This window comes from Pseudomonas sp. CGJS7, assembly GCF_036961695.1.
Genome location: NZ_JBAMDI010000016.1, coordinates 37,999 through 63,365 on the forward strand (window position 1 = coordinate 37,999; position 25,367 = coordinate 63,365).

At 60.5% G+C, this 25,367-nt stretch carries 22 protein-coding genes; 8 read left to right on the forward strand and 14 right to left on the reverse strand.

What is annotated here, in order from left to right; genetic code table 11:
* Positions 1 to 77 precede the first annotated feature (77 nt).
* Positions 78 to 995, reverse strand: a complete 918-nt coding sequence (locus V7787_RS12420; protein WP_064492331.1) for a glutamate/aspartate ABC transporter substrate-binding protein — start codon at positions 993 to 995, stop codon at positions 78 to 80.
* Between the two features lie 332 nt (positions 996 to 1,327).
* Here V7787_RS12420 and V7787_RS12425 point away from each other — a divergent pair, with 332 nt between their 5' ends.
* Positions 1,328 to 5,650 carry an NEL-type E3 ubiquitin ligase domain-containing protein gene (locus V7787_RS12425; RefSeq protein ID WP_104886607.1) on the forward strand — a complete coding sequence of 1,441 codons (4,323 nt, stop codon included), beginning with the start codon at positions 1,328 to 1,330 and terminating at the stop codon, positions 5,648 to 5,650.
* Between the two features lie 27 nt (positions 5,651 to 5,677).
* Here the strand turns inward: V7787_RS12425 and glpD are convergent, their stop codons facing one another.
* The 4 genes from glpD to V7787_RS12445 all read right to left on the reverse strand — a co-directional run bounded on the left by glpD (position 5,678) and on the right by V7787_RS12445 (position 10,698).
* The gene (gene glpD, locus V7787_RS12430; RefSeq protein ID WP_336088492.1) at positions 5,678 to 7,216 is read right to left on the reverse strand and encodes a glycerol-3-phosphate dehydrogenase; all 1,539 of its coding nucleotides are present in this window, start codon (positions 7,214 to 7,216) and stop codon (positions 5,678 to 5,680) included.
* Between the two features lie 222 nt (positions 7,217 to 7,438).
* A complete protein-coding gene (glpR, locus tag V7787_RS12435) occupies positions 7,439 to 8,194 on the reverse strand; it encodes a DNA-binding transcriptional repressor GlpR (protein WP_010952246.1) in 756 nt (251 codons plus the stop codon).
* 101 nt (positions 8,195 to 8,295) lie between these two features.
* Positions 8,296 to 9,795, reverse strand: coding sequence for a glycerol kinase GlpK (glpK, locus tag V7787_RS12440; protein WP_064492328.1), 1,500 nt, complete (start codon positions 9,793 to 9,795; stop codon positions 8,296 to 8,298).
* Positions 9,796 to 9,846: 51 nt separating this feature from the next.
* A complete protein-coding gene (locus V7787_RS12445) occupies positions 9,847 to 10,698 on the reverse strand; it encodes an MIP/aquaporin family protein (protein ID WP_003254959.1) in 852 nt (283 codons plus the stop codon).
* 302 nt (positions 10,699 to 11,000) lie between these two features.
* Between V7787_RS12445 and ybaK the strand changes: the two genes are divergently transcribed.
* On the forward strand, positions 11,001 to 11,471 hold the full coding sequence (gene ybaK / locus V7787_RS12450) for a Cys-tRNA(Pro) deacylase (protein ID WP_003254957.1): 471 nt from the start codon (positions 11,001 to 11,003) through the stop codon (positions 11,469 to 11,471).
* Between the two features lie 37 nt (positions 11,472 to 11,508).
* Here the strand turns inward: ybaK and V7787_RS12455 are convergent, their stop codons facing one another.
* The gene (locus tag V7787_RS12455) at positions 11,509 to 12,618 is read right to left on the reverse strand and encodes an ABC transporter ATP-binding protein (protein WP_020190705.1); all 1,110 of its coding nucleotides are present in this window, start codon (positions 12,616 to 12,618) and stop codon (positions 11,509 to 11,511) included.
* Complete coding sequence (gene argF / locus V7787_RS12460) at positions 12,615 to 13,535, reverse strand: ornithine carbamoyltransferase (RefSeq protein ID WP_014589911.1); 921 nt, start codon at positions 13,533 to 13,535, stop codon at positions 12,615 to 12,617. Before argF ends, V7787_RS12455 begins: the two co-directional genes overlap by 4 nt.
* A 374-nt stretch (positions 13,536 to 13,909) precedes the next feature.
* Here argF and V7787_RS12465 point away from each other — a divergent pair, with 374 nt between their 5' ends.
* Together V7787_RS12465 and grxD are read left to right on the forward strand one after the other, a co-directional pair.
* The gene (locus V7787_RS12465) at positions 13,910 to 16,018 is read left to right on the forward strand and encodes a molybdopterin-dependent oxidoreductase (protein WP_104886606.1); all 2,109 of its coding nucleotides are present in this window, start codon (positions 13,910 to 13,912) and stop codon (positions 16,016 to 16,018) included.
* 91 nt (positions 16,019 to 16,109) lie between these two features.
* A complete protein-coding gene (gene grxD / locus V7787_RS12470; protein WP_003254949.1) occupies positions 16,110 to 16,445 on the forward strand; it encodes a Grx4 family monothiol glutaredoxin in 336 nt (111 codons plus the stop codon).
* A gap of 57 nt (positions 16,446 to 16,502) precedes the next feature.
* Here the strand turns inward: grxD and bfr are convergent, their stop codons facing one another.
* Together bfr and V7787_RS12480 are read right to left on the reverse strand one after the other, a co-directional pair.
* Positions 16,503 to 16,976 (reverse strand): bacterioferritin, encoded by a 474-nt coding sequence (gene bfr, locus V7787_RS12475; RefSeq protein ID WP_003254948.1) that lies wholly within the window; start codon positions 16,974 to 16,976, stop codon positions 16,503 to 16,505.
* Between the two features lie 199 nt (positions 16,977 to 17,175).
* Complete coding sequence (locus V7787_RS12480; protein WP_003254947.1) at positions 17,176 to 17,394, reverse strand: bacterioferritin-associated ferredoxin; 219 nt, start codon at positions 17,392 to 17,394, stop codon at positions 17,176 to 17,178.
* A 224-nt stretch (positions 17,395 to 17,618) separates the two neighbouring features.
* Between V7787_RS12480 and V7787_RS12485 the strand changes: the two genes are divergently transcribed.
* Positions 17,619 to 18,221 carry a peroxiredoxin gene (locus V7787_RS12485; RefSeq protein WP_003254945.1) on the forward strand — a complete coding sequence of 201 codons (603 nt, stop codon included), beginning with the start codon at positions 17,619 to 17,621 and terminating at the stop codon, positions 18,219 to 18,221.
* A 158-nt stretch (positions 18,222 to 18,379) separates the two neighbouring features.
* On the opposite strand, the gene rnt is transcribed toward V7787_RS12485, so the two are convergent.
* Positions 18,380 to 18,991, reverse strand: a complete 612-nt coding sequence (gene rnt, locus V7787_RS12490) for a ribonuclease T (protein WP_010952252.1) — start codon at positions 18,989 to 18,991, stop codon at positions 18,380 to 18,382.
* Positions 18,992 to 19,050: 59 nt separating this feature from the next.
* Positions 19,051 to 20,097: a dihydroorotase gene (pyrC, locus tag V7787_RS12495; protein WP_003254943.1), complete on the reverse strand. Its 1,047-nt coding sequence runs from the start codon at positions 20,095 to 20,097 to the stop codon at positions 19,051 to 19,053.
* A 130-nt stretch (positions 20,098 to 20,227) separates the two neighbouring features.
* Between pyrC and V7787_RS12500 the strand changes: the two genes are divergently transcribed.
* Positions 20,228 to 21,169: a flagellar protein MotY gene (locus tag V7787_RS12500; RefSeq protein ID WP_064492326.1), complete on the forward strand. Its 942-nt coding sequence runs from the start codon at positions 20,228 to 20,230 to the stop codon at positions 21,167 to 21,169.
* Between the two features lie 447 nt (positions 21,170 to 21,616).
* A complete protein-coding gene (locus V7787_RS12505) occupies positions 21,617 to 22,834 on the forward strand; it encodes an argininosuccinate synthase (RefSeq protein WP_003254941.1) in 1,218 nt (405 codons plus the stop codon).
* A gap of 67 nt (positions 22,835 to 22,901) precedes the next feature.
* Here the strand turns inward: V7787_RS12505 and V7787_RS12510 are convergent, their stop codons facing one another.
* Complete coding sequence (locus tag V7787_RS12510) at positions 22,902 to 23,384, reverse strand: hypothetical protein (RefSeq protein ID WP_064492967.1); 483 nt, start codon at positions 23,382 to 23,384, stop codon at positions 22,902 to 22,904.
* 367 nt (positions 23,385 to 23,751) lie between these two features.
* Here V7787_RS12510 and V7787_RS12515 point away from each other — a divergent pair, with 367 nt between their 5' ends.
* The gene (locus V7787_RS12515; protein WP_003254939.1) at positions 23,752 to 24,375 is read left to right on the forward strand and encodes a response regulator transcription factor; all 624 of its coding nucleotides are present in this window, start codon (positions 23,752 to 23,754) and stop codon (positions 24,373 to 24,375) included.
* 70 nt (positions 24,376 to 24,445) lie between these two features.
* On the opposite strand, the gene V7787_RS12520 is transcribed toward V7787_RS12515, so the two are convergent.
* Positions 24,446 to 24,622 carry a PA3496 family putative envelope integrity protein gene (locus tag V7787_RS12520; protein WP_010952256.1) on the reverse strand — a complete coding sequence of 59 codons (177 nt, stop codon included), beginning with the start codon at positions 24,620 to 24,622 and terminating at the stop codon, positions 24,446 to 24,448.
* Positions 24,623 to 24,726: 104 nt separating this feature from the next.
* The gene (gene nth / locus V7787_RS12525) at positions 24,727 to 25,365 is read right to left on the reverse strand and encodes an endonuclease III (protein WP_020193232.1); all 639 of its coding nucleotides are present in this window, start codon (positions 25,363 to 25,365) and stop codon (positions 24,727 to 24,729) included.
* Positions 25,366 to 25,367 lie beyond the last annotated feature (2 nt).

Sequence of the window (25,367 nt, forward strand, 5' to 3'; positions counted from 1 at the left end):
ATGAAAGGTTAGACACTAATGAGTGGCCTGCAGAATTGATTCGTGCTCGTGAGCACCAGGCCACTATTTACTGAGGATCAGGACTTCTTCTCGTCCGCAGCCTTGTCGGTCGGCTCGGCGATCAGTTTTTTCAGCTCGTCGCTCATCTGGAAGTTGAGGTTCAGACCTTTAGGCGGGATCGGCTGCATGAACCACTTGTCATAGCTCTTGTTGACTTCGCCCGATTTGAAGTAGGCAACGATGGCGTCGTCGACCGCTTTCTTGAACGCAGCGTCATCCTTGCGCACCATGCAGCCGTAGATTTCGTACGACTGAGGGGTACCGGTGATGACCCAGTCCGCTGGCTTGCGCGCCTTGGCCATTTCACCGGCGAGCAGGGCGTCGTCCATCATGAAGGCCACGGCGCGGCCGCTTTCGAGCATGTTGAAGGCTTCACCGTGGTCCTTGGCGGAAATCACGTTCATCTTCATCTGCTTGTCGGCGTTCATCGCCTTGAGGATGCGCTCGGAGGTGGTACCGGCGGTGGTCACCACGTTCTTGCCGGCCAGGTCCGGGAAGTCTTTGTATGCCGGCTGACCGTCCTTGACCTTGGTCAACAGGCGGGTACCGACTTCGAAGATGCCGACCGAGAAGCCAACCTGTTGCTGGCGCTCGACGTTGTTGGTGGTGGAGCCGCACTCCAGGTCGACGGTGCCGTTCTGCACCAGCGGAATACGGGTTTGCGAGGTGACCAGGTTGTAACGGACCTTGATGTCCGTGCCCAGTTGCTTTTTCAGCGCGTCGACGACGGCCAGCTGGATGTCATGCGAGTAACCGACGGGCTCGGGTTTGCCGGCCAGGTAGGAAAATGGAATGGAGGAGTCGCGGTGCCCCAGTGTGATGGTGCCCGATTCCTTGATCTTCTTCAGGGTGCCGGTGAGCTCCTCGGCCATGGCCGGCGAAGCGATGACTGCAGCCGCGATGGCTGCGCCCAGCAATTGACGAACGATACGCATCAAATTTTCCTCGACGTGTTTGTTTTTTTTATGGAGCCGTTGGCGGACTCTTCGTTCAACGAATACAGCAAGAAGCGGGTGCATTCGGCTACCAAGTGTAGAGCATGACTCGTGCCAAGCCCTGCTGTCGACCTTAAACCACTGGTATTGCTCGTGCTTGACAGTCTCGATCTCTCTTCGGGGTTCGCCAGGCCGAATAAACAGCGATTGCTCGTTCGGTTATCCGAACGCATGGGCAGCCACCTATCCCGGTATCGCTTGCGGTAACTATGCAGTGCGCGGCAAGGGCGCAGACGTAGTGAGCTTTGCTCTTTGCCTGGAGAGTTCCACAGATGTCACTGCACCGGCTCCCGAACGATTCCATCGATAGCCTGATCGCCCAGAATTTGCCTGGATGGCTAGTCGACCACGCCCAACCGGAAAGGCTCGATGCGTTACGTAATGCCCTGAGTCGCCAGGCGCACTGCAATGCGCGGCTTGGCCCGATCCTCCAGGCCATCCCTTCTTTGCAGGCCTACGCAGCAGCGTTGCTCAAAACGAAACTGCGCAAGAGCGGCTTCAGCAACCCGGACGTGACGGGCTGGAGGGTACGGGTCTCGCAGCGGCTGTTGCTGCCCAGCGCTTCGCCTGTGCTGCTGCGGCCCACCTATGTTCGTCGCTCCAGGCGGTCATTGCTGGAGGCGGCGCTGCATAACTATCATCGCAGGGAGACACGCCCCGGGCTCACTCTCAAAGGTGAACTGGTCGATGGCAACGGTAACCGCCTGCCGATGAGCTTCCACGCGTTTGCCTCCGCATGTCGCGAGGTCGACGCAGGGGGCAAGTACCAGGCGTTGCTCACCCACCATCTACAGCCTGAAGATGGCCCGGAGGATGAGCCGGGCCAGGCCGTTTCCCGCTTGCACGGGCTGTTCGAAGCGAGTTTCAAGGCCCATTTCGAGGTGGCGATGCGGGTCGCTGCGTTGAAACAGGACATTGACGAGCGCACGTATTTTTTTCTGTTGCCACTTATTGCCGAAAAGCCGGTGGTACCTGCGCTGGTGGGCACTGTGGTGCCCCGGCAGTTGTACCTGCTGGGCCGCCCGGTTCAGGGCGTGCTGACGCTGGAAGTGCGTTCCTCCGCTGATGGCGCAGTGGAGTCGGTGGTGCTCTGGATACCCGATGACCCTCATCAGCCCGTCTCCCGTCATGCCAGCTGGGATGCACTCGACAACTACCTTGGAAAGCGCTTCCGTGCGCCGGCCTATCGGCGCTTTTTCGCACGCTTCATTACCGAGCGTGAGCGCATCAATTTCTATCGCGTATTGAACGAGCGGGTCGCACAGGCATCGACAGCGGGGGTGGAACTCGACGCCCGTTCTGCACCGATCACTGACGCACCGTTCGTACACCTGCGTCGGCAATGCCTCGCCAAGATCAGGGATGACGCCAGGGTGCTCGCCGTGCCCACCGATGTCGAAGATGACGAAGACCGTGAAGCGCGCATGCAGGGCTACAAAGAGCTGGGTTTGAATGTGCTGAACGTGGCGGGGGCGTTCGTGCCTGTGCTTGGCGAAGTGCTGCTGGTGGCAAACGCGGTTCAGATTGCTGACGAAGTTTATGAAGGGTATGAAGATTGGCGCATGGGTGACCGCGAAGGGGCGTTGAACCACCTGTTCAACGTTGCTGAAAACGTTGTGGTCGGCGGGATGATCGCAGCCGGCAGCCAAGTGGCCGTGCGTGCTCTTGAGCGTCTGGCCTTCGTGGATGACTTGGCACCGGTGTGCACCTCCGCCGGCAAGGTCAAGCTCATGGCCACGGATCTACCCGGTTACGATGCCCAACCATTGCGTGGTGCTGGCGCACAGGAATGGTTATGGCACCTCGATGAGGGCCGTTATCGGGTGATGGAGGATCCGCAGGATGGTCGCGCCAGGATCCTGCACCCTGGTCGTCCCAGTGCCTATCGCCCTGTGATCGAGCAGAATGGCGCCGGTGGCTGGCGCCATGAACTCGAAGCTCCACAGTACTGGGAAGGGCGGGCCAATCTGGTACGCCGTTTGAGTACGCCCCTGGCAGAGCTACCGGAACCGACATGTGACTACCTGCTCCAGGTGACAGGGCTGAGTGAAGCGCAGATTCGCCGTTTGCACGTCGAGCACATGGGCGCACCTGCACGGTTGCTCGATGCCCTGGAGCTTTATCAGGCACATGAATTACACCCGGACTTCAGCGCGCCGCGACTGGCGCAGTACGTTGCTGATCGGCAAGTGCAGCCCAATGGCATCGAGCGGATATTGCGGCGCACTTTCCCCGGCCTGTCGGCTCGCTGTACCCGTGAGCTGCTTCAGCAATGCAGCGGTGCGCAGCTCGATACGCTCAGCAACGCGCAGCGGATCCCTTTGGCAGTGGCCGAGCGTGCACGATGGTCGCTGCGCGAAAGCCGTCTGGACAGGGCCTGTGCCGGTTTGCGCCTGCCGCGTTGCGTCAATCCGGACACCGAACGCCTGGCTTTGGGCTTGCTCGAGCGTCAGCTGAAATGCCCGGACACCCTGCGCATCGAACTGCGCGAAGGTAGCCCGAGTGGCCGGTATCTGGCCGGTATCGGCGCCGAGTCTGCGCAGGATGTACGGTGTATCGTGCGCCGCGGCGACGGCTACCGCTACGCCGGTCAAGGCACATCCGGCCCCTACCTGGCGGCACTGTTGGCGGCGCTGGACGAGACGCAGACAGCCGATCTCGGCGATGCCGCTGTCAGTCCAGGCGCCCTGGGCTCGTTGCTGATCGAGGCCGCTGCCGCTGATCGTACCCAAGCGGCTGAGCTCTGTGGCATGCCGCGTCTGGGCGTTGGCCTGCGACCCCCGACCCGTTTCGGGGATGGGCGTATCGGGTATGCCTTGAGTGGGCGAGGCGAGAGCAGTCGGCGTGCCATAGGGCGTGGTATTCACCAAGTGTTTCCGACGATGACAGACGGGGAGCTACAAGCCTATCTGCTTGACCTCATGGAGCGGCGAGTAGGGTTGTGGGAGCACTACAGCCAGCTGACGGGGCAGTTGGCGCGCCTGCGTCAGAGCCTGCGCCAGTGGCGCAGGGATGCCAGTAACCCACTGGACGCGCTACGCCGCCGTCGGGTCGCTACTGCCGTACGGCGAAGCTGGCGGCGCAAGATAACCGACGAGGCCGGGGACTACGCGCTGATCATCAGCGGAGAGCGTATCGGGAGTCTGCCCGAATTACCGGAGGGGGTGAGCTTTGATCATGTGCGACGGCTGATCCTCAGTGACCTGGGCCTTGGTGAAATCAATGGGGACTTTCTTCGACGCTTTCCCAACCTGATTGAGCTCGACCTGTCCGGCAATCGCCTGACTGCGATCCCTCACGGCATTGAACATATGCCCCGCCTGCGGCAGCTAAACCTGCGCCGCAACAGCGTGATAATGGATGAGGCCGGTGAATTGCGTCTTGCCGGGATGAGTGCGCTGCGGTACCTGGACCTCAGCCACAACCCGTTGGGAAGGGCGCCGGTACTGACGCGCCTGGGCAATTTGCGTGAAGTCAACTTGCGCTCTGCTGGCCTTGAGGCGTTGCCTGAGCGGATTTCATTTCGTGCCCACATAGACTTGCGAAACAACAACATTCGCACGCTGCGCCGAGAGTTGCAGCAGCTGCGCCTGCAGGTGCACCAGTTGTCCTTGCACGATAATCCACTTGGCGAAGCTGACGCATTACTGCTTGATGAGGCACGAGGTGTAACCCCAGGGCAGTGGGGGTCAGCGTCCGCACGCCATCGCGCCATTGACAGTGACCTGTTCAATACCTGGGCCAACAGCACAGCCGACGCTGAACGTGATCGCCAGCAGGCCATATGGACAGCGCTGCTTGAGGAACCGCACTCAGATGGAATGTTCCGCTTTCTGGCAGACTTCGTTCACGGCGAGGACTTTGAGCAGCACCCTGGTCATTACCGCAGCCGAATCTGGCGAATTCTGGAAACGTGTGAGCAGCACGAGCAGTTGCGTCATCAGTTGTTTCTCGAGGCATCTGGTCCCCGCAGTTGTGAAGACCGGCTGCTGCTGTTGCTGGAGCAGATGGAGCTTGGGGTTCTGGTGCTGCGCGCCGTCGAAGATGCTCATGGCAGCCGGATGGAAGCTCGTTTGCTAAGCCTGGCGCGTGGTTTGTTTCGCCTGGACGAGGTCGACCGCCACGCGACGTTGCACGTGCAACGCATGCATGCCGAGCACGCCCCACATATCGATGAAATCGAGACAAGGCTGTTTTACCGACAGCGGCTTGCGCGTCCATTGGGCTTGCCGATCGAGCTCGACGAAATGCACTACCCAAGTTTTGCAAACGTGACCACCAGCGACCTGCTGCGGGTCCAGGACGCGGTTTTGCAAAATGAGTCGACAGATGCCCTGATTGCCTCGTTGGCACAGCGGCCTTTCTGGGAGCAATACGCGCGCGAGTTTCATGCGCAGCGATTTGAAGATCTGGTACAGCCACTGCACCAGCGTATGGAGGCCCTGCAGGCTCAGGTAGATGAGCAAGTGATCAGCGAAAACGAGTTTCTGCAACGCTGTGAAGCACTGAAGGCTGATTTCGATCGCAGCGAGCGGGCATTGCTCGCGCGTTTGGCGCGTGAAGCCTATGAGCGCTGGGCGAGTACGCCCCCTTGACGGATCAAGAGGGCTTCACCGTCGGTATCAGGCTGCGCGGCTATTCGCGCGCACCTTGCGGGCTTGCTGCAGATACGCCTCCAGGGCCATCTGCTCCTGTGCGGTCAGCGACAGGCCCAGCTTGGTGCGACGCCAGATAATGTCAGCGGTTTGCTCAGCCCATTCCTCCTCCAGCAGGTAGTCCACCTCACGGGTGAACAGCCCGGCCCCGATAGCCTGCCCGAGGTCTTCGGGGCCGTGAACGCCATCGAGCAGTCGCCACACACGGCTGCCATAGGTGAGCACCCAGCGTTTGGCCAGGTCGACAGGCAACCAGCCGCAACGCGCAAGTATGGCATCGATCAGCGCCTGTACCGTTGTCATGCCCTCTGCGCCCGGTAGTGGCGCACTGGCGGTCCAGGGGGCGCGCATCTGGGTGAAGAAGGGCTTGAGTTCAGCCATGGCCGATTCGGCCAGCTTGCGGTAAGTGGTGAGCTTGCCGCCGAACACCGACAGCAGCGGTGCCTGGCCAACCTCTGCCGAAAGGGCGAGTGTGTAGTCCCGGGTCACCGCCGAAGGGTTGTCCGACTCGTCGTTGCACAGCGGCCGAACGCCGGAGTAGGTATGCAGGATGTCGGCTTGGCTCAGTTGGTGGTTGAAGTGCTCGTTGACGACCTTCAACAGGTAATGTGTTTCCTGCTCGGTAATGGCGACCGCGGCCGGGTCGCCGCTGTATTCCCGGTCAGTGGTGCCGATCAGGGTAAAGCGGTCCAGGTACGGGATGCAGAAGACGATGCGCTGGTCTTCATTCTGCAGAATGTAGGCATGTTCGCCTTCATACAGGCGCGGCACGATAATGTGGCTGCCCTGGATCAGGCGGATGCCGTAAGGTGCATCGAGCTTGAGGTCGTCCTTGATGAAGCTGGCCACCCACGGGCCGGCGGCGTTGACCAGCGCGCGGGCATGGATCGTCTGGAGGCTGCCATCGGCGTGCTGTAGCTCTACCTGCCACAAGCCCTCTACACGTTCGGCGCGCAAGCAGCGGGTGCGGGTGCGGATATGGGCGCCAAGCTCACGGGCCGCCATGGCGTTGAGTACTACCAGGCGGGCGTCATCGACAGCGCAGTCGGCGTATTCGAAGCCGCGGGTGATTGCCGGCTTCAGCGGGTAGCCCGGGCCAAAGCGCAGGCTGCGCGAGGCGCCCAGGCGCTTGCGCTTGCCCAGGTGGTCGTAGAGGAACAGGCCGGCGCGGATCATCCATGCAGGGCGCAGGTGCGGGCGGTGCGGAAGCACGAAGCGCATAGGTTTGACGATGTGCGGCGCCTTGGCCAGCAGCACTTCGCGTTCAGCCAGGGCCTCGCGCACGAGGCGAAATTCGTAGTGCTCCAGGTAGCGCAGGCCACCGTGAATCAGTTTGCTGCTGGCTGACGACGTGTGTTGGGCCAGGTCGTCTTTTTCGCAAAGGAAGACCTTCAAGCCGCGACCAGCGGCGTCGGCAGCGATGCCCACGCCATTGATGCCACCGCCGATTACGGCAAGGTCATAGCAGTTGGCTGTTGGGGGCTGGGACGAAACTGGCTGGGACACGGGCAAGGCCTCCTGAGGCTATTCACATCGAATGTGAACATTGATGTTCGTTTGCGAAAATATTAGCGCAACAGAACGCCGGTCGCCAGTCAGTCTCTATAGAAAAAACTGATCAAATGACAATGAAGTGAACATTTACGAAAATTCAGGGGGTACGGCTTGGGTGAGGGGGCGCTTGCTCACGCAGACACCAAAAGTCTGGCGGCATGCACCCACCAGCCCTCACACCACCTCAAGCCTGATCTTGTTCTGGTTCAACAATTGGGTAAGGGCCGGGGTCGGTGTCCGGTCGGTCACCAGGCAGTCGACCAAGTCGATCGAGCCCAGGCGCACCATGGCATTGCGCCCGAACTTGCTGGAATCGGCGGCGAGGATCACTTGCCGGGCATTGGCAATGATGGCTTGCGATACCCGCACTTCCTGATAGTCGAAATCGAGCAGGCTGCCGTCCTCGTCGATACCGCTGATGCCCACCAGGGCGAAGTCGACCTTGAACTGGTTGATGAAATCGACACTGGCCTGGCCGACAACACCACCATCTCGGCGCACCGTGCCACCCGCCACCAGCACTTCGAAATCGTCCTTGGCGGCCAGGATCGCCGCCACATGCAAGTTATTGGTGATGACTTTCAGGTGGCTGTGGTTGAGCAGCGCCCGTGCGATCGATTCGGTGGTGGTGCCGATGTTGATGAACAGCGACGCATGGTCGGGAATCTGCCGGGCTACGGCGTCGGCAATGCGCTGCTTTTCGTCACGCATCTGGTCGGCACGCATGGCGTAGGCGGTGTTCTCGATGCTCGAGTCGTAAGCTGCGCCGCCGTGGTAACGGCGCAGCAGGTTGAGCTCGGCAAGCTGGTTGATGTCGCGTCGAATGGTCTGGGGAGTGACAACGAACAGCTGCGCCATTTCCTCGATACTGACATAGCCGCGTTCGCGTACCAGTTCGAGGATTTGTTGTTGGCGGGGGGGCAGATTCATGGGCGGTCCTTTGGGGCTGCCGGACAAATTCTGCAATGATGCCGTAGGAAGGGGATGACGGCCAGTAGACGATTGGGGCCGCATGGCGGCCCCAACAGCGATCATGCCTCGTGATCTTCCCAGTCACGGGTACGCTCGACCGCCTTCTTCCAGCCGGCATACAGCTTTTCTTTCTGCGTTTCGTCCAGTTGCGGGCTGAACTCACGCTCGATGATCGCCTTGTCGCGCAGCTCGTCCAGGCCACTCCAGAAGCCACAGGCCAGGCCTGCCAGATAGGCGGCGCCCAGCGCCGTGGTTTCGCGCATCTGCGGCCGCTCCACGCAGGTGCCGAGGATGTCGGCCTGGAACTGCATGAGGAAGTTGTTGGCCACGGCACCACCGTCCACGCGCAGCTCGGACAAGCGCTGGCCACAGTCCTGCTGCATGGCGTCGAGGACATCGCGGGTCTGGAAGGCGATGGACTCCAGTGCGGCGCGGATGATGTGGTCCACCTTCACGCCACGTGTCAGGCCGAACAACGCACCACGGGCATACGGGTCCCAGTACGGGGCACCCAGGCCGGTAAAGGCGGGCACCAGGTACACGCCATTGCTGTCCTTGACCTTGCTGGCGAAATACTCGGTATCCAGGGCGTCGTTGACGATCTTCAGTTCGTCACGCAGCCATTGCACGGTAGAGCCACCATTGAATACCGCGCCTTCCAGTGCATAGGCCACCTCACCACGCGGGCCGCAGGCAATGGTCGTGAGCAGGCCGTGGGACGACTTCACCGCCTGGTCGCCCGTGTTCATCAACAGGAAGCAGCCAGTGCCGTAGGTATTCTTGGCTTGGCCCGGCTCCACGCACATCTGGCCGAACAGTGCCGATTGCTGGTCGCCGGCGATACCGGCGATGGCTATGCCGCTCTTGGTGTGGCCGTAAACTTCCGAGGATGGGCGCACCTCAGGCAGCATCTGCCGCGGGATGCCCAGGATTTCCAGCAGCTTGTCGTCCCACTGCAGGCTGTGGATGTTGAACATCAGCGTGCGCGAGGCGTTGGTGTAGTCGGTGACGTGCACCTTGCCGCCGGTAAATTTCCAGATCAGCCAGGTGTCGATGGTGCCGAACAGCAGTTCGCCACGCTCGGCGCGTTCACGGGCGCCGTCGACATTGTCGAGGATCCATTTCAGCTTGGTGCCGGAGAAATACGGGTCGGTGACCAGGCCGGTGGTTTCACGAATGTAGTCTTCATGGCCGTCACGCTTGAGCTGAGCACAGATCTCGGTGCTGCGGCGGCACTGCCAGACAATGGCGTTGTACACCGGACGCCCGGTTTCCTTGTCCCATACCACCGTGGTTTCGCGCTGGTTGGTAATGCCCAGCGCGGCGACCTGGGCGTGGCTGATACCTGCCTGGGCCAGGGCCTCGACCATGGTCGCGCTTTGTGTGGCGAAAATCTCCATCGGGTCATGCTCGACCCAGCCCGCCTGCGGGTAATGCTGTGCGAACTCGCGCTGGGAGGTACCCACAACATTGGCGTCACGGTCGAAAATGATCGCCCGCGAACTGGTGGTACCCTGGTCCAGGGCGATGATGTAGTTCTTATCCTGGGTGTCTGTCATGGTCGTAGGCCTTGCAAGAATAGGGGGTCAGGGCTGTGCGTGATGGTGGCATCAATTGGCTTGAGTATCGCCCTGGCGAATGTCATTTGTCTCAGGGGTCGCGGCGGGCGCCATTGGCAGGTTGCGTGCAATCAGGCCGCGATAGCTCGCTGCACCCAAGCAGGCGCCAAGGATCGGTGCAAATACCGGAACCAGGAAATAGGGAATATCCCGCCCGCCAGTGAAGGCGATTTCGCCCCAACCGGCCAGGAAGGTCATGAGTTTTGGCCCGAAATCGCGGGCCGGGTTCATCGCAAAACCCGTCAATGGGCCCATGGCGCTGCCAATCACTGCAATCAGCAGGCCGATCAGCAGCGGGGCCATGGCGCCGCGCGGCAGGCCGTTGTTGTCGTCGGTCAGGGCCATGATCACGGCCATCAGAATGGCAGTAATCACCACTTCGACCAGAAACGCCTGGCTGGTGGACAGCGACGGGTGTGGATAGGTGGAGAACACCGAGGCCAGCTCCAGGCTGCCTTCGCTACCGCGCAGCATGGCGTGGGCTTGTTCGAAATCGAAGAACAGGTTGCTGTACAGCGTGTAGACCAGGGCCGCGCCACAGAATGCGCCGCATACCTGGGCCAGCATGTAGAAGGGCAGCTTGCGCTTGTCGAACCCTGCGAACAGTGTGAGGGCGATACTCACGGCTGGGTTCAGGTGCGCACCGGAAATACCGGCGGTGAGGTAGATGGCCATGCTGACGCCCACGCCCCAGATGATACTGATTTCCCAAAGCCCGAAGCTGGCGCCGGCAACCTTGAGCGCGGCGACGCAGCCGGTGCCGAAGAAGATGAGCAGGGCGGTGCCGAGAAACTCGGCCAGGCATTGGCTGGACAGTGTGGGTTGGCGCAGAGCAGTCGTCATGTATGACCTCGTTTTTTTTGTTGTGAGGCGCGTGGCGCTCGACAGCAAAACCCGGTGTCTATCCCCATTGACCCCGGGTGATGTAGGAAATGCACCTTAAAAGGGCATCGTTTATTCAGAAACGAAAAAATATAGACAAGAAACGCTGATGTCAAAGGTCGAAAGTGAACGGTCAGTCACGATAAGGTCGCTAGAATCAGCTGCTGATCCCTGTACTAGACGCGCGCGATTGCGGTGCGGTGGCTGGGATGTGGGAATTGTCCTAAAGTAGCCGCCGAGTCGTCCCTGACTGGAGCCCTTGCATGACCCCCGCCCTAGACCTGTTGAAGAAGCACCGTGCCGAGCATCGTGTGCACAGTTATGAACATGACCCGAAGTCGGCGTCGTACGGCCTGGAGGCGGCAGAAAAGCTCGGGCTCGACCCGCAACAGGTGTTCAAGACGTTGCTGGCAAGCAGCGAGAAAGGGGAATTGCTGGTAGCGGTTGTGCCTGTGGTGGGTACCCTGGACCTCAAGGCCCTGGCCCATGCTGCCGGGGTGAAGAAGTGCGAGATGGCCGACCCGGCGGCGGCGCAGCGGGCGACCGGTTACCTGGTGGGCGGCATCAGCCCGCTGGGGCAGAAGAAGCGCCTGCGGACCTTCATTGATGACTCGGCGCAGAATTTTGCAACTATCCATGTCAGCGCCGGCAGGCGTGGCCTGGAAGTGGAGTTGGCCGCGGCGGTGCTGGCGGAGTATACGCAGGGCACATTTGCCGGGATTGGTCGAGGCTGAGAACAGGGGGCCGCCAAGCGGCCCCCTGGCGCTTGAGTCAAGTCGCCGAACTGTATCGACGCACGCCGTTCTCCTGGCGTGGCAACTGTGCCGCAACGCTACCCGGTACCGGGAATAGCACGAGGTGATCGGCCTTCACTGCAATTTCCACATTCTCACCGACCTCGTGGTCATCATGGCTAGGGAAGATCGCTTCGAGCTGGCTACCGGTGGGCAACTGCAGGCGGTAGAGCGTGGATGCCCCAAGGAAACTCTTGCCCACGATGTTCGCCAGGAGCGCGCTGCCAGGTGCATGCACGATATCATCCGGGCGCAGCAGTACATCCACCGAGCTGCCCGGCGCCATGATGTAGGCGCGGTTACCGCGCAGCTCACCCACTTCGGTATTGACCGCCTCGTGGCTGCTCATTTGCCCACGGATGAAGTACCCCTGGCCGATGAAACTCGCCACGAATGGCGTCTGCGGTTCGTGGTAAAGGTTATAGGGCGTGTCCCACTGTTCCAGGCGGCCTTCCTTGAAGACGCCGACCTGGTCGCTGACGGCAAAGGCTTCTTCCTGGTCATGGGTGACCAGAATGGCGCTGGTACCGCGGCTTTTGAGAATGTCGCGAACCTCATGGCTCAGGCGCCGGCGCAGCTCCACGTCGAGGTTGGAGAATGGCTCGTCAAGCAGCAGCAGTTGCGGCTCGGGCGCCAGCGCCCGGGCCAGGGCGACACGTTGCTGCTGGCCGCCAGACAGCTCATGCGGGTAACGCCCGCCCAGCCCGCCGAGTTTGACCAGCTCCAGCATCTCTTCGATGACGGCGGCCTGGCGTGGGTGTTTGGCGATACCAAAGGCAATGTTCTGCGCCACGGTCAGGTGCGGGAATAGCGCGTAGTCCTGAAATACCATGCCGATGCGGCGCTTTTCCGGTGCCAGGGTGAAGCCAGCCCGGGAAATGACTTCGCCAGCCAGGTGGATTTCACCTTCGTGCACCGGCTCGAAACCGGCGATGGCGCGCAGGGTGGTGGTCTTGCCACAACCGGATGAACCCAGCAGGCAACCGATGTCGCCTGCGTTCAGGTGCAGGTTGAGGTTCTGGACGATGCGCTGGTCGCCATAGCCGCAGGCGAGGTTGCGCAGGTTGAGCAGTAGGGGTTGACTCATGCGTGGTGGTAAGCCGGTTCTACAAGGAATTCGAGAAGCGCCTTCTGTGCATGCAGGCGGTTTTCAGCCTCGTCCCAGGCGACCGAGCGTGGGTCGTCGAGCAGGTCCTGGCTGATTTCCTCGCCACGGTGGGCGGGCAGGCAGTGCATGAAGAGGACATCGGGTGCAGCCAGGTCGAGCAGTTCGCGGGTGACCTGGTAAGGCGCAAAATGCGCCAGGCGCCGTGCAGTTTCCTCCTCCTGACCCATGGAAGTCCAGACATCGGTGACCACCAGGTGTGCATCACGCACAGCTTCCCTGGCATCCCGGATGATCTGCACGCGGTCACCGCCCAGTGCCATGAAGCGTTGATCCGGCTCATAGCCTTCGGGGCAGGCGATGCGCAGCTGGAAATCGAACTGCCTGGCGGCTTCGATATAGGAGTTGCACATGTTGAAGCCATCGCCGATCCAGGTCACGGTCTTGCCCTGAATCGAGCCGCGGTGTTCAACGAACGTCTGCATGTCGGCCAGCAGTTGGCACGGGTGCGATTCGTCGGACAGGCCGTTGATCACGGGCACACGCGACTTGGCGGCGAACTCGGTCAGGGTGCTGTGGGCGTGGGTACGGATCATCACCGCATCAACCATGCTCGACAGCACGATGGCGCTGTCACCAATCGGCTCGCCGCGGCCCAGCTGGGTGTCGCGGGGCGAGAGGAAGATGGCCTGGCCGCCGAGCTGGATCATGCCGGCCTCGAACGACACACGGGTACGGGTCGAGGACTTTTCGAAGATCATGCCCAGCACACGGTTCTTCAGCGGTTCGAACAGCACGCCTCGCTTACGCAGGTCCTTCAGCTCGATGCCGCGGCGGATCACCCCGAGCAATTCGTCGGTGGTGAAGTCCAGCAGGGAGAGAAAGTGCCTAGCGCTCATGAGTGACTACCTTATCTGCAACGGTATGCAGGTCGACCGTATGGTTTTTTTTGACAACGGGGGTGACCTGCGGCGTAAGCCGCACGGGGCGGACGAAATAGGGAAAGGCGCAATACTATAAGTAAATGTCGCCTGAAGCCAAGGGGGGGAAAAGCGGCGTGATTGCAAAGGGTGTTGCAAAGGGTGTCTTTACCCGTTGGCCGTGCTGTTCTTTATTTGCTACAGACGGTTGTACACGGCTTGCTGGCAATTTGGCAAATGGCTGTCGTAAATCGTGCGCATGATGTCGGTGGATTCACGCGGCGAAGCGCACTGGCCGCGGGGCGGGGGCGGGCGCATAGTCACTGTTCGACAACAACAAGGCAGAGGCGGCCATGACCAAGACCCTGCATCACCGTGCCTGTCACCTGTGCGAAGCGATCTGCGGGCTCAACATCGAAGTCAGCCATGAGGAGGACGGGCGGGCGCTGATCAGCTCGATCAAGGGCGACCCCCTGGACCCGTTCAGCCGTGGCCATGTCTGCCCCAAGGCCGTGGCGTTGCAGGACATCCAGAACGACCCGGACCGCCTGCGCCAGCCCCACAAGCGAGTCGGCGAGCATTGGCAGGCCATTGGCTGGGATGAGGCTTTCGCACTGGCTGCCGAAAAGCTGTGGGCGGTCCAGCAAGCCCATGGGCGCAATGCCGTGGCGGTCTACCAAGGCAACCCGAGTGTGCACAATTACGGCTTGATGACCCACAGCAACTATTTCCTGGGCCTGCTCAAGACCCGTAACCGTTTCTCTGCCACGTCCGTAGACCAGTTGCCCCAACACCTGGTCAGCCACTTGATGTATGGGCATGGGCTGCTGCTGCCGATTCCGGACATCGATCACACGGGGTTCATGCTGATTCTTGGCGGCAACCCGCTGGCCTCCAATGGCAGCATCATGACCGTCCCGGACGTGGAGAAGCGCCTTAAGGCCCTGCGGGCGCGTGGTGGGCGCCTGGTGGTGGTTGACCCGCGGCGTAGCGAAACGGCGGCAATGGCTGACCGCCATTTGTTCATACGCCCTGGCGGTGATGCAGCCCTGTTGTGCGGCTTGCTCAACACATTGTTCGAAGAAGGCCTGGCACGGGGCTCGCACTTGCCGGTCAGCGGCCTGGAGCAGGTGCGCGAGGCCATTGCGCCGTTCAGTGCCGAGGCCATGAGCGCCCAATGTGGTATTGCTGCAGCGGATATTCGCCAGCTGGCACGCGACTTCGCCGCTGCCGGGCAGGCCGTGTGCTACGGCCGCATGGGTGTCTCGACCCAAGCATTCGGTACCCTTTGCCACTGGCTGGTGCAACTTGTGAACCTGGTGACCGGCAACCTCGACCGTACAGGCGGCGCGTTGTGCACGGAGCCTGCCGTCGACCTGGTGGCAACCACCTCGGGCGGCCACTTCAACGCCTGGCAGAGCCGTGTGTCGGGCTTGCCCGAGTACGGCGGCGAGCTGCCGGTGGCTGCCCTGGCCGAGGAAATGCAAACGCCGGGCGAAGGGCAGGTGCGCGCCCTGGTGACAGTTGCCGGCAACCCCGTGTTGTCCACGCCGAACGGCCGCCAGCTGGATGCGGCGCTGGAGGGGTTGGAGTTCATGCTCAGTATCGACCTCTACATCAACGAAACCACCCGCCATGCCGACCTGATCCTGCCCTCTACCTCCGCGCTGGAAAACGACCATTACGACAGCACCTTCAACCTGCTGGCAGTGCGCAATGTCACGCGCTTCAACCGGGCGATCCTGCCCAAGCCGGAGGGAGCACTGCATGACTGGGAGATCTTCGTCGGCCTGGCCCAAGCGTTTGCCAAGCGTGCCGAGTTGGCGTTGAAGCCGACCTGGTCGCCTGCGCAGATGATTGATCAAGCCCTGCGCAAAGGGCCCTACGGTGAAGCAACGCCTTGGCGGCTCTCCCTGGCAACACTGGACGATCACCCGCACGGGCTTGACCTGGGGCCGTTACGCAGCAACCTCGCTGGGCGCCTGGCGACTGCCAGCAAGGCTGTCGAAGCCGCCCCCCAGGTTTTGCTGGACGACCTGCACCGCCTGGCGCAAATGACGCCGCCGGTGCCGGGCGAGCTGCTGCTGATCGGGCGGCGCCATGTGCGCAGCAACAACTCGTGGATGCACAACTTCCATCGTCTGGTGAAAGGCAAGCCACGGCATCAGTTGTTGATGCACCCGCAAGATTTGCAGCAGCGGCAACTGCAGGATGGCCAGCGCGTGCGCATCCGTTCGCGTACCGGCTCCCTGGAGGTCGAGGTGCAGGCCTGCGAGGACATGATGCCCGGTGTGGTCAGCTTGCCCCATGGTTATGGTCATGGGCGTCAGGGCGTGCACCTGCAGATCGCCCAGGCGCAACCCGGCGTGAGTGCCAATGACCTGACCGATGAGCGCTTTAGGGACCAGGTTTCCGGAAACGCTGCGCTCAATGGCGTACCCGTGCAGGTCGAGGCCGCTTGAGGAACGGCAAGGCCGAGCACAGCGCTCGGCTTTCCGATACAATGCGACACCGTGCCGACGACTGTGTCGGATAGTTCAGCCGAGGTGCTACATGGATATCATCGAAACGATCAAAGAGCAGATTGCCAACAACACCATTCTGCTTTACATGAAAGGCTCGCCGAATGCCCCGCAGTGCGGCTTCTCTGCGCGTGCATCGCAGGCCGTGATGGGTTGTGGCGAAAAGTTCGCCTACGTCGACATCCTGCAGAACCCGGAAATTCGCGCCAACCTGCCAAAATACGCCAACTGGCCGACCTTCCCGCAATTGTGGGTAGCCGGTGAGCTGGTTGGCGGCAGCGACATCATGCTGGAAATGTTCGAGAAGGGTGAGCTGCAAACCCTGATCAAGGAAGCGGCTGCCAAGGCCAAGGCTTCTGAAGCCTGATCTTCCGGCAAGCATGAAAAAACCCGCTGATCGCGGGTTTTTTCATGGGGCGAATAGTTACTCTTCGCCCATCTGCGACTGCAGGTAGTTCTCGATACCGATCTTGTCGATCAGCCCCAGTTGGGTTTCCAGCCAGTCGATGTGTTCTTCCTCGGACTCGAGGATATCTTCGAGCACGTCACGCGAGCCGAAGTCGCCAGCGGTTTCACAATGGGCGATGGCGGCCTTCAGGTCGACCAGGCCTTGCTGTTCAATCTTCAGGTCGCACTCGAGCATTTCCTTGGTGTGCTCGCCGATCAGCAGTTTGCCCAGGTCCTGAACGTTAGGAATACCTTCGAGGAACAAAATACGCTTGATCAATTTGTCAGCGTGCTTCATTTCATCGATGGATTCTTTGTACTCGTGCTTGCCGAGTTTGTTCAGCCCCCAATCTTCGTACATGCGTGCGTGCAGGAAGTACTGGTTGATCGCGACCAGCTCGTTTCCGAGGATCTTGTTGAGATGCTGGATGACGCTTACGTCGCCTTTCATGTCGGGTTCCTGCCCTGTAGAAGTGTGTCAATCCACTGAAGTTTGAGCCCGATACTTAGGTGTGTCAAACCTAAGTTCTTGAATACTAAGTGAAAATTAATAGGAATAAGAATGTTTGTGAACCGCGTTGCAACGCTAACTTGTTGAATTTCGGGCATAAAAAAACCGGACACTAGGTCCGGTTCTTGAAATTCTGCGTTCAGGCAGCGGTAAATTCGACGGGGTAGGGCAGGGCTGCCTGGCTGACCTGAAGCTCGGTCAGGGTCTCGCGGACCACCTGCTTGGCCACGCAGGCGCATTTCCCACACTGGCTGGCGACATTGGTGGCGGCTCGCACTTCCTTGTAACTGCAGCATCCTTCATAGATCGCATCGCGGATCTGTCCGTCGGTAACGCCGACACAAAGACACACATACATAAGGGCTGACCATCGCTGGTTGGGTCGATGGGTTGGAGCTTAATGGTAATGAGAATGCTTGTCAAAGATCTTTCTGAGAGGGCTGTGCTTGAGCGACCGGTGGTTGCTTTGTCGACGGAGTCGGCCTGTCATGAGAAGCCGTGTATGATGGTCGGCCTTTGTTGGATGTCGGGCAAGCCCGTCTGGCCCGGCAAACGGTTTTTCACCCTCATCAGGAGATTACAATGAGCGTACTCGTTGGTAAGAAAGCCCCCGATTTCACCGTTCCGGCCGTGCTGGGCAATGGCGAGATCGTCGATAGCTTCAACCTGGCCTCGGCCATCAAGGGCAAGTACGGCCTGGTGTTCTTCTACCCGCTGGACTTCACCTTCGTCTGCCCGTCCGAGCTGATCGCCCTGGACAACCGCATCCCTGACTTCCAGGCGCGCAACGTGGAAGTGATCGGCGTGTCGATCGACTCGCACTTCACCCACAACGCCTGGCGTAACACCCCGGTCAACAACGGCGGCATCGGTCAGGTGAAGTACACCCTGGCTGCCGACATGACCCACGAAATCTGCAAAGCCTACGACGTCGAGTCCGAAGGCGGCGTGGCCTTCCGTGGTGCCTTCCTGATCGATACCAACGGTGTTGTCCGTTCGCAGATCGTCAACGACCTGCCACTGGGTCGTAACATGGACGAGCTGCTGCGTCTGGTTGACGCTCTGCAGTTCCACGAAGAGCACGGCGAAGTGTGCCCTGCCAACTGGAAAAAAGGCGACAAGGGCATGAACGCTTCGCCTGAAGGCGTTGCTGCCTACCTGAGCGAGAACGCTGGCAAGCTGTAATTGCTGCGTGCATGAAAAAACCGGCCTTCGTGGCCGGTTTTTTTTGCCTTCCTGTGCCGGCCTCTTCGCGGGCGCGCCCGCTCCCACAGATTCTCTGCATGCCTGAAGGCAAAGGTGAACCTGTGGGAGCGGGCGTGCCCGCGAATGCCTTTAGCAGATCAATCGTTGAAATCGCGCCAGCCGCCCATTTCTTTCCAGCGGTTGACGATGCCGCAGAACAGCTCAGCGGTTTTCTCGGTGTCATAACGTGCCGAGTGCGCCTCACGCCCGTCGAAGTCGATGTCGGCGCTTTGGCAGGCCCGCGCCAGCACGGTCTGGCCATACGCCAGGCCCGCCAGGGTGGCGGTGTCGAAGCTGGAGAACGGGTGGAACGGGTTGCGCTTCAGGTCATTGCGCGCCACTGCTGCATTGAGGAAACCCAGGTCGAAGCTGCTGTTGTGGCCGACCAGAATCGCCCGCTTGCAGCCGTTGGCCTTGAGTGCCTTGCGCACGCCGCGGAAGATGTCGGTCATCGCGCTTTCCTCGCTGACCGCCATGCGCAGCGGGTGGTCCAGCTTGATCCCGGTGAACTCAAGTGCGGCCGGCTCGATGTTGGCGCCCTCGAACGGCTCCACTCGGTGGAAGTAGGTATGTTCGGGGAACAGGAAACCTTTCTCGTCCATGCCAATGGTGACGGCGGCAATTTCCAGCAATGCATCGGTAGCGCTGTTGAAACCACCGGTTTCAACATCCACCACGACCGGCAGATAGCCGCGGAAGCGCTCGGCCATCGGGTGACGAGGACCGCTGCTGCCTTGGGTGTCCAGGTCGTCTTCGTAAAGGTCTTCGCTCACGCGTTTTTCTCCAGCAGGCGCCAGCGCAGTTTTTCGCCAGCGCGCAGCGGGACTACGGTTTGCTCGCCAAATGGCAGGCTTTCCGGAGCGGTCCATTCTTCGCGGACCAGGGTAATGGTGTCGGTGTTCGCCGGCAGGCCATAGAAGGCCGGGCCGTGCAGGCTGGCGAAGCCTTCCAGCTTGTCCAGCGCGTTACGCTGTTCGAACGCTTCGGCGTACATCTCGATCGCCGCATAAGCGGTGTAGCAACCCGCGCAACCACAGGCTGCTTCCTTGGCGTGACGGGCATGAGGTGCCGAGTCGGTGCCGAGGAAGAACTTCGGATTGCCGCTGGTGGCAGCGTCCAGCAAGGCCACCTGGTGAGTGTTGCGCTTGAGGATCGGCAGGCAGTAAAAGTGCGGGCGAATGCCGCCAACCAGCATGTGGTTGCGGTTGTACAGCAGGTGCTGGGCGGTGATGGTCGCACCCACGTTGGCCGGGGCCTCGGTGACGAACTGCGCGGCGTCGCTGGTGGTGATGTGTTCGAACACCACTTTCAGCGTCGGGAAGCGCTCGACCACACGGCGCATGTGCTCGTCGATGAAGCGCTTCTCGCGGTCGAACACGTCGATCTCGCTGCGGGTCACTTCGCCATGCACCAGCAGCGGCATGCCCACTTCCGCCATTGCCTCTATGGCCGGGAAGATGTTGTCGATGCTGGTCACGCCCGAATCGGAGTTGGTGGTGGCGCCGGCCGGGTACAACTTGGCGGCGTACACGAAACCGCTGGCCTTGGCCGCGCGGATGTCCTCGGGGCTGATGTTGTCGGTGAGGTACAGCACCATCAGCGGCTCGAAGCGGCTGCCGGCCGGGCGGGCAGCCAGAATGCGCTCACGGTAGGCGCCGGCCTCGGTGGCATTGCGCACCGGCGGCACGAGGTTGGGCATGATGATGGCACGGGCGAAGGTACGCGCCACGTCGCCAACGGTGTGGGGCAGGACGGCACCATCGCGCAGATGGATGTGCCAGTCGTCGGGGCGCAGGAGGGTCAGGCGATCGGACATTGGGGATTCCAGGCGGGTCGAACTCAAGCCCCAATCCTACCGGAAAACCCCGGGGCGAGCACGGCTATCAAGTTTTCCGGACAGCGTCCGATAGCCTGCTGGTAAGCCGTCAGAATTTGTGGAGCCGCCCGTGCGCCAGCGTTACCTAGCCCTGTTGACCCTATTCGCCAGCCTGCCGGCCGGCGCACTGACTTTCCAGACGCGCATGGAGAACATTGCCTGGAAGGTCGAGGGTGACCAGTTCGAGTGCCGTCTGAGCCAGCCGATCGAAGGTTTCGGCAGCGGTACGTTCGTGCGTCGGGCAGGCGAGCAGCCGGTGTTTCAGCTGCGGTCGGACAGCAACGTACTCGGTGCCGGCACCGCCAGCCTGCTGGCTGCGGCAGCGCCGTGGCAACCTGGGCGTGGCGATATCAACCTGGGCAATGTGCGAATGGCCCGCAGTGGCGTGCTGTTCAGCTCCTCCCAAGGGCAGGCCAGCCGGCTGATCAACGGTTTGCTCGACGGGCGTAGCACCGTTGTGCGCAACTACACCGGTGAGGCGGGCAGGCCGATGGAGGTGCGTGTGCTGCCGGTCAGCTTCGCCAAAGCCTACAATGACTATCAGGTCTGTGCTGGCAAGCTGTTGCCGATGAACTACGACCAGGTGCGCCAGACACAGGTGGGTTTCCCCGGGGGCGGTATCGAGCTGGACGCAGCAGCCAAGGCGCGGCTGGACGTGATCCTCGATTACATGAAAGCCGACCCGACGGTGAACCATGTCGAGCTCAATGGGCATTCCGACAACAGTGGCAACCGCCTGGCCAACCGCGACCTGTCGCGCCGCCGCGCATTGGCCGTGGCCGATTATTTCAAGGCTAACGGTGTGCCGGAAGAGCAGATCACTGTGCGCTTCCATGGCGAGCGTTATCCGCTCGCGAAGAACAACAGTGCGTCGAATCGGGCGCGTAATCGGCGGGTGAATATCGAGCTGGATCGGGTGGCGGTGGTTGAAAAAGCCGTGGAAAAGCCGGTTGAGCAAGCGGCGCCGGCTGTTGCACCTGCCTCGGGCGTCCCGGGGGCGAAGGCGCCCTGAGATCTGGTCGGTGCATGTCATGGGCTCGCATCAAGGCCACCAGGGGTTCGTCACAACATTTTCAGCGCCTGTGAGACCGAGCGCCGCCAGGTGTCCGCCTCGACACATTCAGCGCCTGTGAGATCGAGCGCCGCGCGGGCGGCGCTCGATCTCATAGGCGCTGAATATCTTAAGGCGGACACCTGCGGCGCTCGATCTCACAGGCGCAGAATGTCTTGAGGCGGACACCTGGCGGCGCTCGATCTCACAGGCGCTGAACTCCTCAAGGCATGCATGCTGCGGCTCGACGCCCCTCCAAGGTCCTCATGCCACATCCCTCAACCGACCGCCCGTCGCCCCTACGAAAGTTCCTGTCGCTTTGTCGTCAGAAGCTGTCGCCCCACTGTAAATTTATCCGCAACGCCGGTAGAATCGATCCCTTTCCGTACAACCCCGTGGAGTGATGGCATGGCGGACGTAAAAAAGGTCGTACTGGCGTATTCCGGCGGCCTTGATACTTCGGTGATTCTCAAGTGGCTGCAGGATACCTACAACTGCGAAGTGGTGACCTTCACTGCTGACCTGGGGCAGGGCGAAGAGGTCGAACCGGCCCGTGCCAAGGCCCAGGCAATGGGCGTTAAAGAGATCTACATCGACGACCTGCGCGAAGAATTCGTGCGTGATTTCGTGTTCCCGATGTTCCGCGCCAACACCGTCTACGAAGGCGAGTACCTGCTGGGTACTTCCATCGCCCGTCCGCTGATCGCCAAGCGCCTGATCGAAATCGCCAACGAAACCGGCGCTGATGCCATTTCCCATGGCGCCACCGGCAAGGGTAACGACCAGGTGCGCTTCGAGCTGGGTGCCTATGCCCTGAAGCCAGGCGTCAAGGTCATCGCTCCATGGCGCGAGTGGGACCTGCTGTCCCGCGAAAAGCTGATGGACTACGCCGAGAAGCACGGCATCCCGATCGAGCGCCACGGCAAGAAGAAGTCGCCGTACTCGATGGACGCCAACCTGCTGCACATCTCCTATGAAGGCGGTGTCCTGGAAGATACCTGGACCGAGCACGAAGAAGACATGTGGCGCTGGAGTGTCTCGCCTGAGAACGCCCCGGACCAGGCTACCTACATCGAGCTGACCTACCGCAATGGTGACATCGTTGCCATCGACGGCGTCGAGAAATCCCCGGCCACCGTCCTGGCAGACCTGAACCGTATCGGTGGTGCCAACGGCATCGGCCGTCTGGACATCGTCGAAAACCGTTACGTCGGCATGAAGTCGCGCGGTTGCTACGAAACGCCTGGCGGTACCATCATGCTCAAGGCACACCGTGCCATCGAGTCGATTACCCTGGACCGCGAAGTCGCTCACCTGAAAGATGAGCTGATGCCAAAGTATGCCAGCCTGATCTACACCGGCTACTGGTGGAGCCCGGAGCGTCTGATGCTGCAACAGATGATCGATGCTTCGCAGGTCAACGTGAATGGTGTGGTGCGCCTGAAACTGTACAAGGGCAATGTGACCGTGGTTGGCCGCAAGTCGGACGATTCGCTGTTCGATGCCAACATCGCCACCTTTGAAGAAGATGGTGGTGCCTACAACCAGGCAGATGCTGCTGGCTTCATCAAGCTCAATGCACTGCGTATGCGCATTGCCGCCAACAAGGGCCGTTCGCTGCTCTGATTGCTGGCGTGTGCGAAAACCCCGGCTCGGTCCGGGGTTTTTTTATGCCCGCGCAAAGGCGGGTCGTTCAACTTCGATGGCTCACATCATCGCCCTCGAGTGCGCTGATCGAAAGCTGCGCACATTGACGTCTGTCCAGATTACAAAAGCGCCAGACGCGCGCTGGCTCGGGCGGTTGGGCAAGTGCGTGCAAGAGTTGTTGTTCCATCATGCGACAGGCGTCGGGGCCGGAGAACATGAAAGTGACAGGTTCGCCCTGTACCGCCTCGGGGGCATCATTGGCAATTGCGGGTGTGGCCACACTGCTCAGTGCTGGCGTGTTGTCGTGTGCTGTGTTGTTGGGAAGCGGGCTATAGAACGACTTGTAATTGAAGTTGAGTGTCAGAAAAAACAGTGCCGTCAGAAAGAATGGAAAGCCTACCAGGAACCAGGTGTAGAGCTTTTGGCTGGACTCGCCGAGAAATGGCAGTGTAGCAAGGGCGGAGGCTTCGATGATCCCCGCGAAGATGGCAATGATCGTCAGCGGGGCGACAGGTTGTGCTTGGGTCATATAGGCCGTCTCCAGCGGTTTTGTCCATCTTTACCTTACTGCTGTACTCAACTAAAGGCTGGATTGTTTCCCGGGGGAGGAATGATCGTCAGAGAACCTCGTTGTGTTGCTTTTTCGACGTGTTTGAGTCGGAAGTTTTCCTTTGCTGAAGATCAGTATTCAACTGGTACGTTTATGTCAGTGGGTGGTACCTTTTTTTCGGTAATAAGTAATTTATTTGTTACAACCATAGTCATTGTGTGTAGGAAGTTTCTGTAAGTTCTGTAGGCTTTGTCTGTCCATGGCTTTCGCTGGTAAATCGCCGCGCCAGCAAGCGTCCTGTCGGTTATCGTGGCGTGCCAAAGCAACAACAATGTATGGATATCGCATGAATAAAGTGCTTATCGTGGATGATCATCCGGTCATACGCCTGGCCGTACGCATGCTGATGGAGCGGCATGGGTATGACGTTGTGGCGGAGACTGACAATGGGGTAGCTGCGTTGCAGCTGACACGGCAACACCTGCCGGATATTGTGGTGCTGGATATCGGTATCCCGAAACTGGATGGCCTGGAGGTGATCGCCCGCATGGCGACATTCAGCCCGGGTAGCAAGGTACTGGTGCTGACGTCACAGGCCCCCGGCAACTTTTCGATGCGCTGCATGCAGGCAGGGGCGGCGGGTTACGTGTGCAAGCAGCAGGAGCTTACCGAACTGCTCAGCGCTATCAAGGCTGTGTTGTCGGGTTACAGCTACTTCCCCAACCAGGCCTTGCATGCGTCACGTGGCAGGGGGGCGGGCAGCGAGACGGATATGGTGAATCGCCTTTCTGCGCGAGAAATGACGGTGCTGCAACAACTGGCGCGAGGGCGTTCGAACAAGGAGATTGCCGACAGCATGTACCTCAGTAACAAGACGGTCAGTACCTACAAGTCGCGGCTGTTGCTAAAGCTCAATGCACGGTCACTGGTTGACCTGATCGAGCTGGCGCAACGGCAAGGTCTGAACTGATCGCCAAGCCTTGAAGCCTCCAGCCAGGAGGCTTTGCCAAGGCTATCGGTCCCTGACTACGGGACCCGCACTACAGGTCGTAATCGAAATCGGCCAACTGCTTTTGCAGGCGCCGTTCTTCCAGCATGTTGTCGATGGTGCGACGTTTGCTCAGGTTGGTCTTTGCGATTTCAACCTGTGGCTCCGCGTCATCGTCTGCGGCAACAAAATCATCATCGATCGACAGGTCGTCTTTATCGGTACTCATGAGTCGCTCCAAGCCAAGGGGCCATTGGCCGTCCTTATAACCAGAAAGCAGACGCTGGTAAAAAAGATTTTTTCAATCGATGTGAGTGGTTTTTGGCTATCGGCTCAATCGTCGGAGGTTTTGTGCTTGTACTCGCACAAATCTTCGATCCTGCAGCTTCCGCACCTTGGCTTGCGCGCCTGGCACACGTAGCGCCCGTGCAGGATCAGCCAGTGGTGGGCGTCGAGCAGGTAGTCCTTGGGTACAAACTTGAGCAGTTTCTTTTCCACTTCCAGCACCGTTTTGCCTGGCGCGATGCCTGTGCGGTTACTCACCCGGAAGATATGGGTATCCACGGCCATGGCCGGTTGGCGAAACGCCGTGTTTAGCACCACGTTGGCGGTTTTGCGGCCGACGCCGGGTAGCGCCTCCAGCGCTTCGCGGGTTTGCGGTACCTGGCTGTCGTGGCGCTCGATCAGTAGCCGACATGTTTCTATGACATTCTTGGCCTTGCTGTTGTAAAGCCCGATGGTCTTGATGTATTCGCTGAGGCCTTCAACGCCCAGGGCATAGATGGCCTCGGGGGTGTTGGCGACGGGGAACAGGCGGGCAGTGGCCTTGTTGACGCCGACGTCGGTGGATTGCGCGGACAGTGTCACGGCGACCAGCAGTTCAAACGGGGTCGTGTAGGCCAGTTCGGTCTTTGGGTCGGGGTTGTCTTCGTGCAGCCTGCGAAAAATCTCCAGGCGTTTGGCAGCATTCATGA

What these genes read in the sequence shown, in the direction of transcription:
- V7787_RS12420 (WP_064492331.1), bottom strand. Translation starts at nt 995, where the DNA reads ATGCGTATCGTTCGTCAATTGCTGGGCGCAGCCATCGCGGCTGCAGTC.
- V7787_RS12425 (WP_104886607.1), top strand. Translation starts at nt 1,328, where the DNA reads ATGTCACTGCACCGGCTCCCGAACGATTCCATCGATAGCCTGATCGCC.
- glpR (WP_010952246.1), bottom strand. Translation starts at nt 8,194, where the DNA reads ATGAATCTGCCCCCCCGCCAACAACAAATCCTCGAACTGGTACGCGAA.
- glpK (WP_064492328.1), bottom strand. Translation starts at nt 9,795, where the DNA reads ATGACAGACACCCAGGATAAGAACTACATCATCGCCCTGGACCAGGGT.
- V7787_RS12445 (WP_003254959.1), bottom strand. Translation starts at nt 10,698, where the DNA reads ATGACGACTGCTCTGCGCCAACCCACACTGTCCAGCCAATGCCTGGCC.
- ybaK (WP_003254957.1), top strand. Translation starts at nt 11,001, where the DNA reads ATGACCCCCGCCCTAGACCTGTTGAAGAAGCACCGTGCCGAGCATCGT.
- V7787_RS12455 (WP_020190705.1), bottom strand. Translation starts at nt 12,618, where the DNA reads ATGAGTCAACCCCTACTGCTCAACCTGCGCAACCTCGCCTGCGGCTAT.
- argF (WP_014589911.1), bottom strand. Translation starts at nt 13,535, where the DNA reads ATGAGCGCTAGGCACTTTCTCTCCCTGCTGGACTTCACCACCGACGAA.
- V7787_RS12465 (WP_104886606.1), top strand. Translation starts at nt 13,910, where the DNA reads ATGACCAAGACCCTGCATCACCGTGCCTGTCACCTGTGCGAAGCGATC.
- grxD (WP_003254949.1), top strand. Translation starts at nt 16,110, where the DNA reads ATGGATATCATCGAAACGATCAAAGAGCAGATTGCCAACAACACCATT.
- bfr (WP_003254948.1), bottom strand. Translation starts at nt 16,976, where the DNA reads ATGAAAGGCGACGTAAGCGTCATCCAGCATCTCAACAAGATCCTCGGA.
- V7787_RS12480 (WP_003254947.1), bottom strand. Translation starts at nt 17,394, where the DNA reads ATGTATGTGTGTCTTTGTGTCGGCGTTACCGACGGACAGATCCGCGAT.
- V7787_RS12485 (WP_003254945.1), top strand. Translation starts at nt 17,619, where the DNA reads ATGAGCGTACTCGTTGGTAAGAAAGCCCCCGATTTCACCGTTCCGGCC.
- rnt (WP_010952252.1), bottom strand. Translation starts at nt 18,991, where the DNA reads ATGGCCGAGCGCTTCCGCGGCTATCTGCCGGTCGTGGTGGATGTTGAA.
- pyrC (WP_003254943.1), bottom strand. Translation starts at nt 20,097, where the DNA reads ATGTCCGATCGCCTGACCCTCCTGCGCCCCGACGACTGGCACATCCAT.
- V7787_RS12505 (WP_003254941.1), top strand. Translation starts at nt 21,617, where the DNA reads ATGGCGGACGTAAAAAAGGTCGTACTGGCGTATTCCGGCGGCCTTGAT.
- V7787_RS12510 (WP_064492967.1), bottom strand. Translation starts at nt 23,384, where the DNA reads ATGACCCAAGCACAACCTGTCGCCCCGCTGACGATCATTGCCATCTTC.
- V7787_RS12515 (WP_003254939.1), top strand. Translation starts at nt 23,752, where the DNA reads ATGAATAAAGTGCTTATCGTGGATGATCATCCGGTCATACGCCTGGCC.
- V7787_RS12520 (WP_010952256.1), bottom strand. Translation starts at nt 24,622, where the DNA reads ATGAGTACCGATAAAGACGACCTGTCGATCGATGATGATTTTGTTGCC.
- nth (WP_020193232.1), bottom strand. Translation starts at nt 25,365, where the DNA reads ATGAATGCTGCCAAACGCCTGGAGATTTTTCGCAGGCTGCACGAAGAC.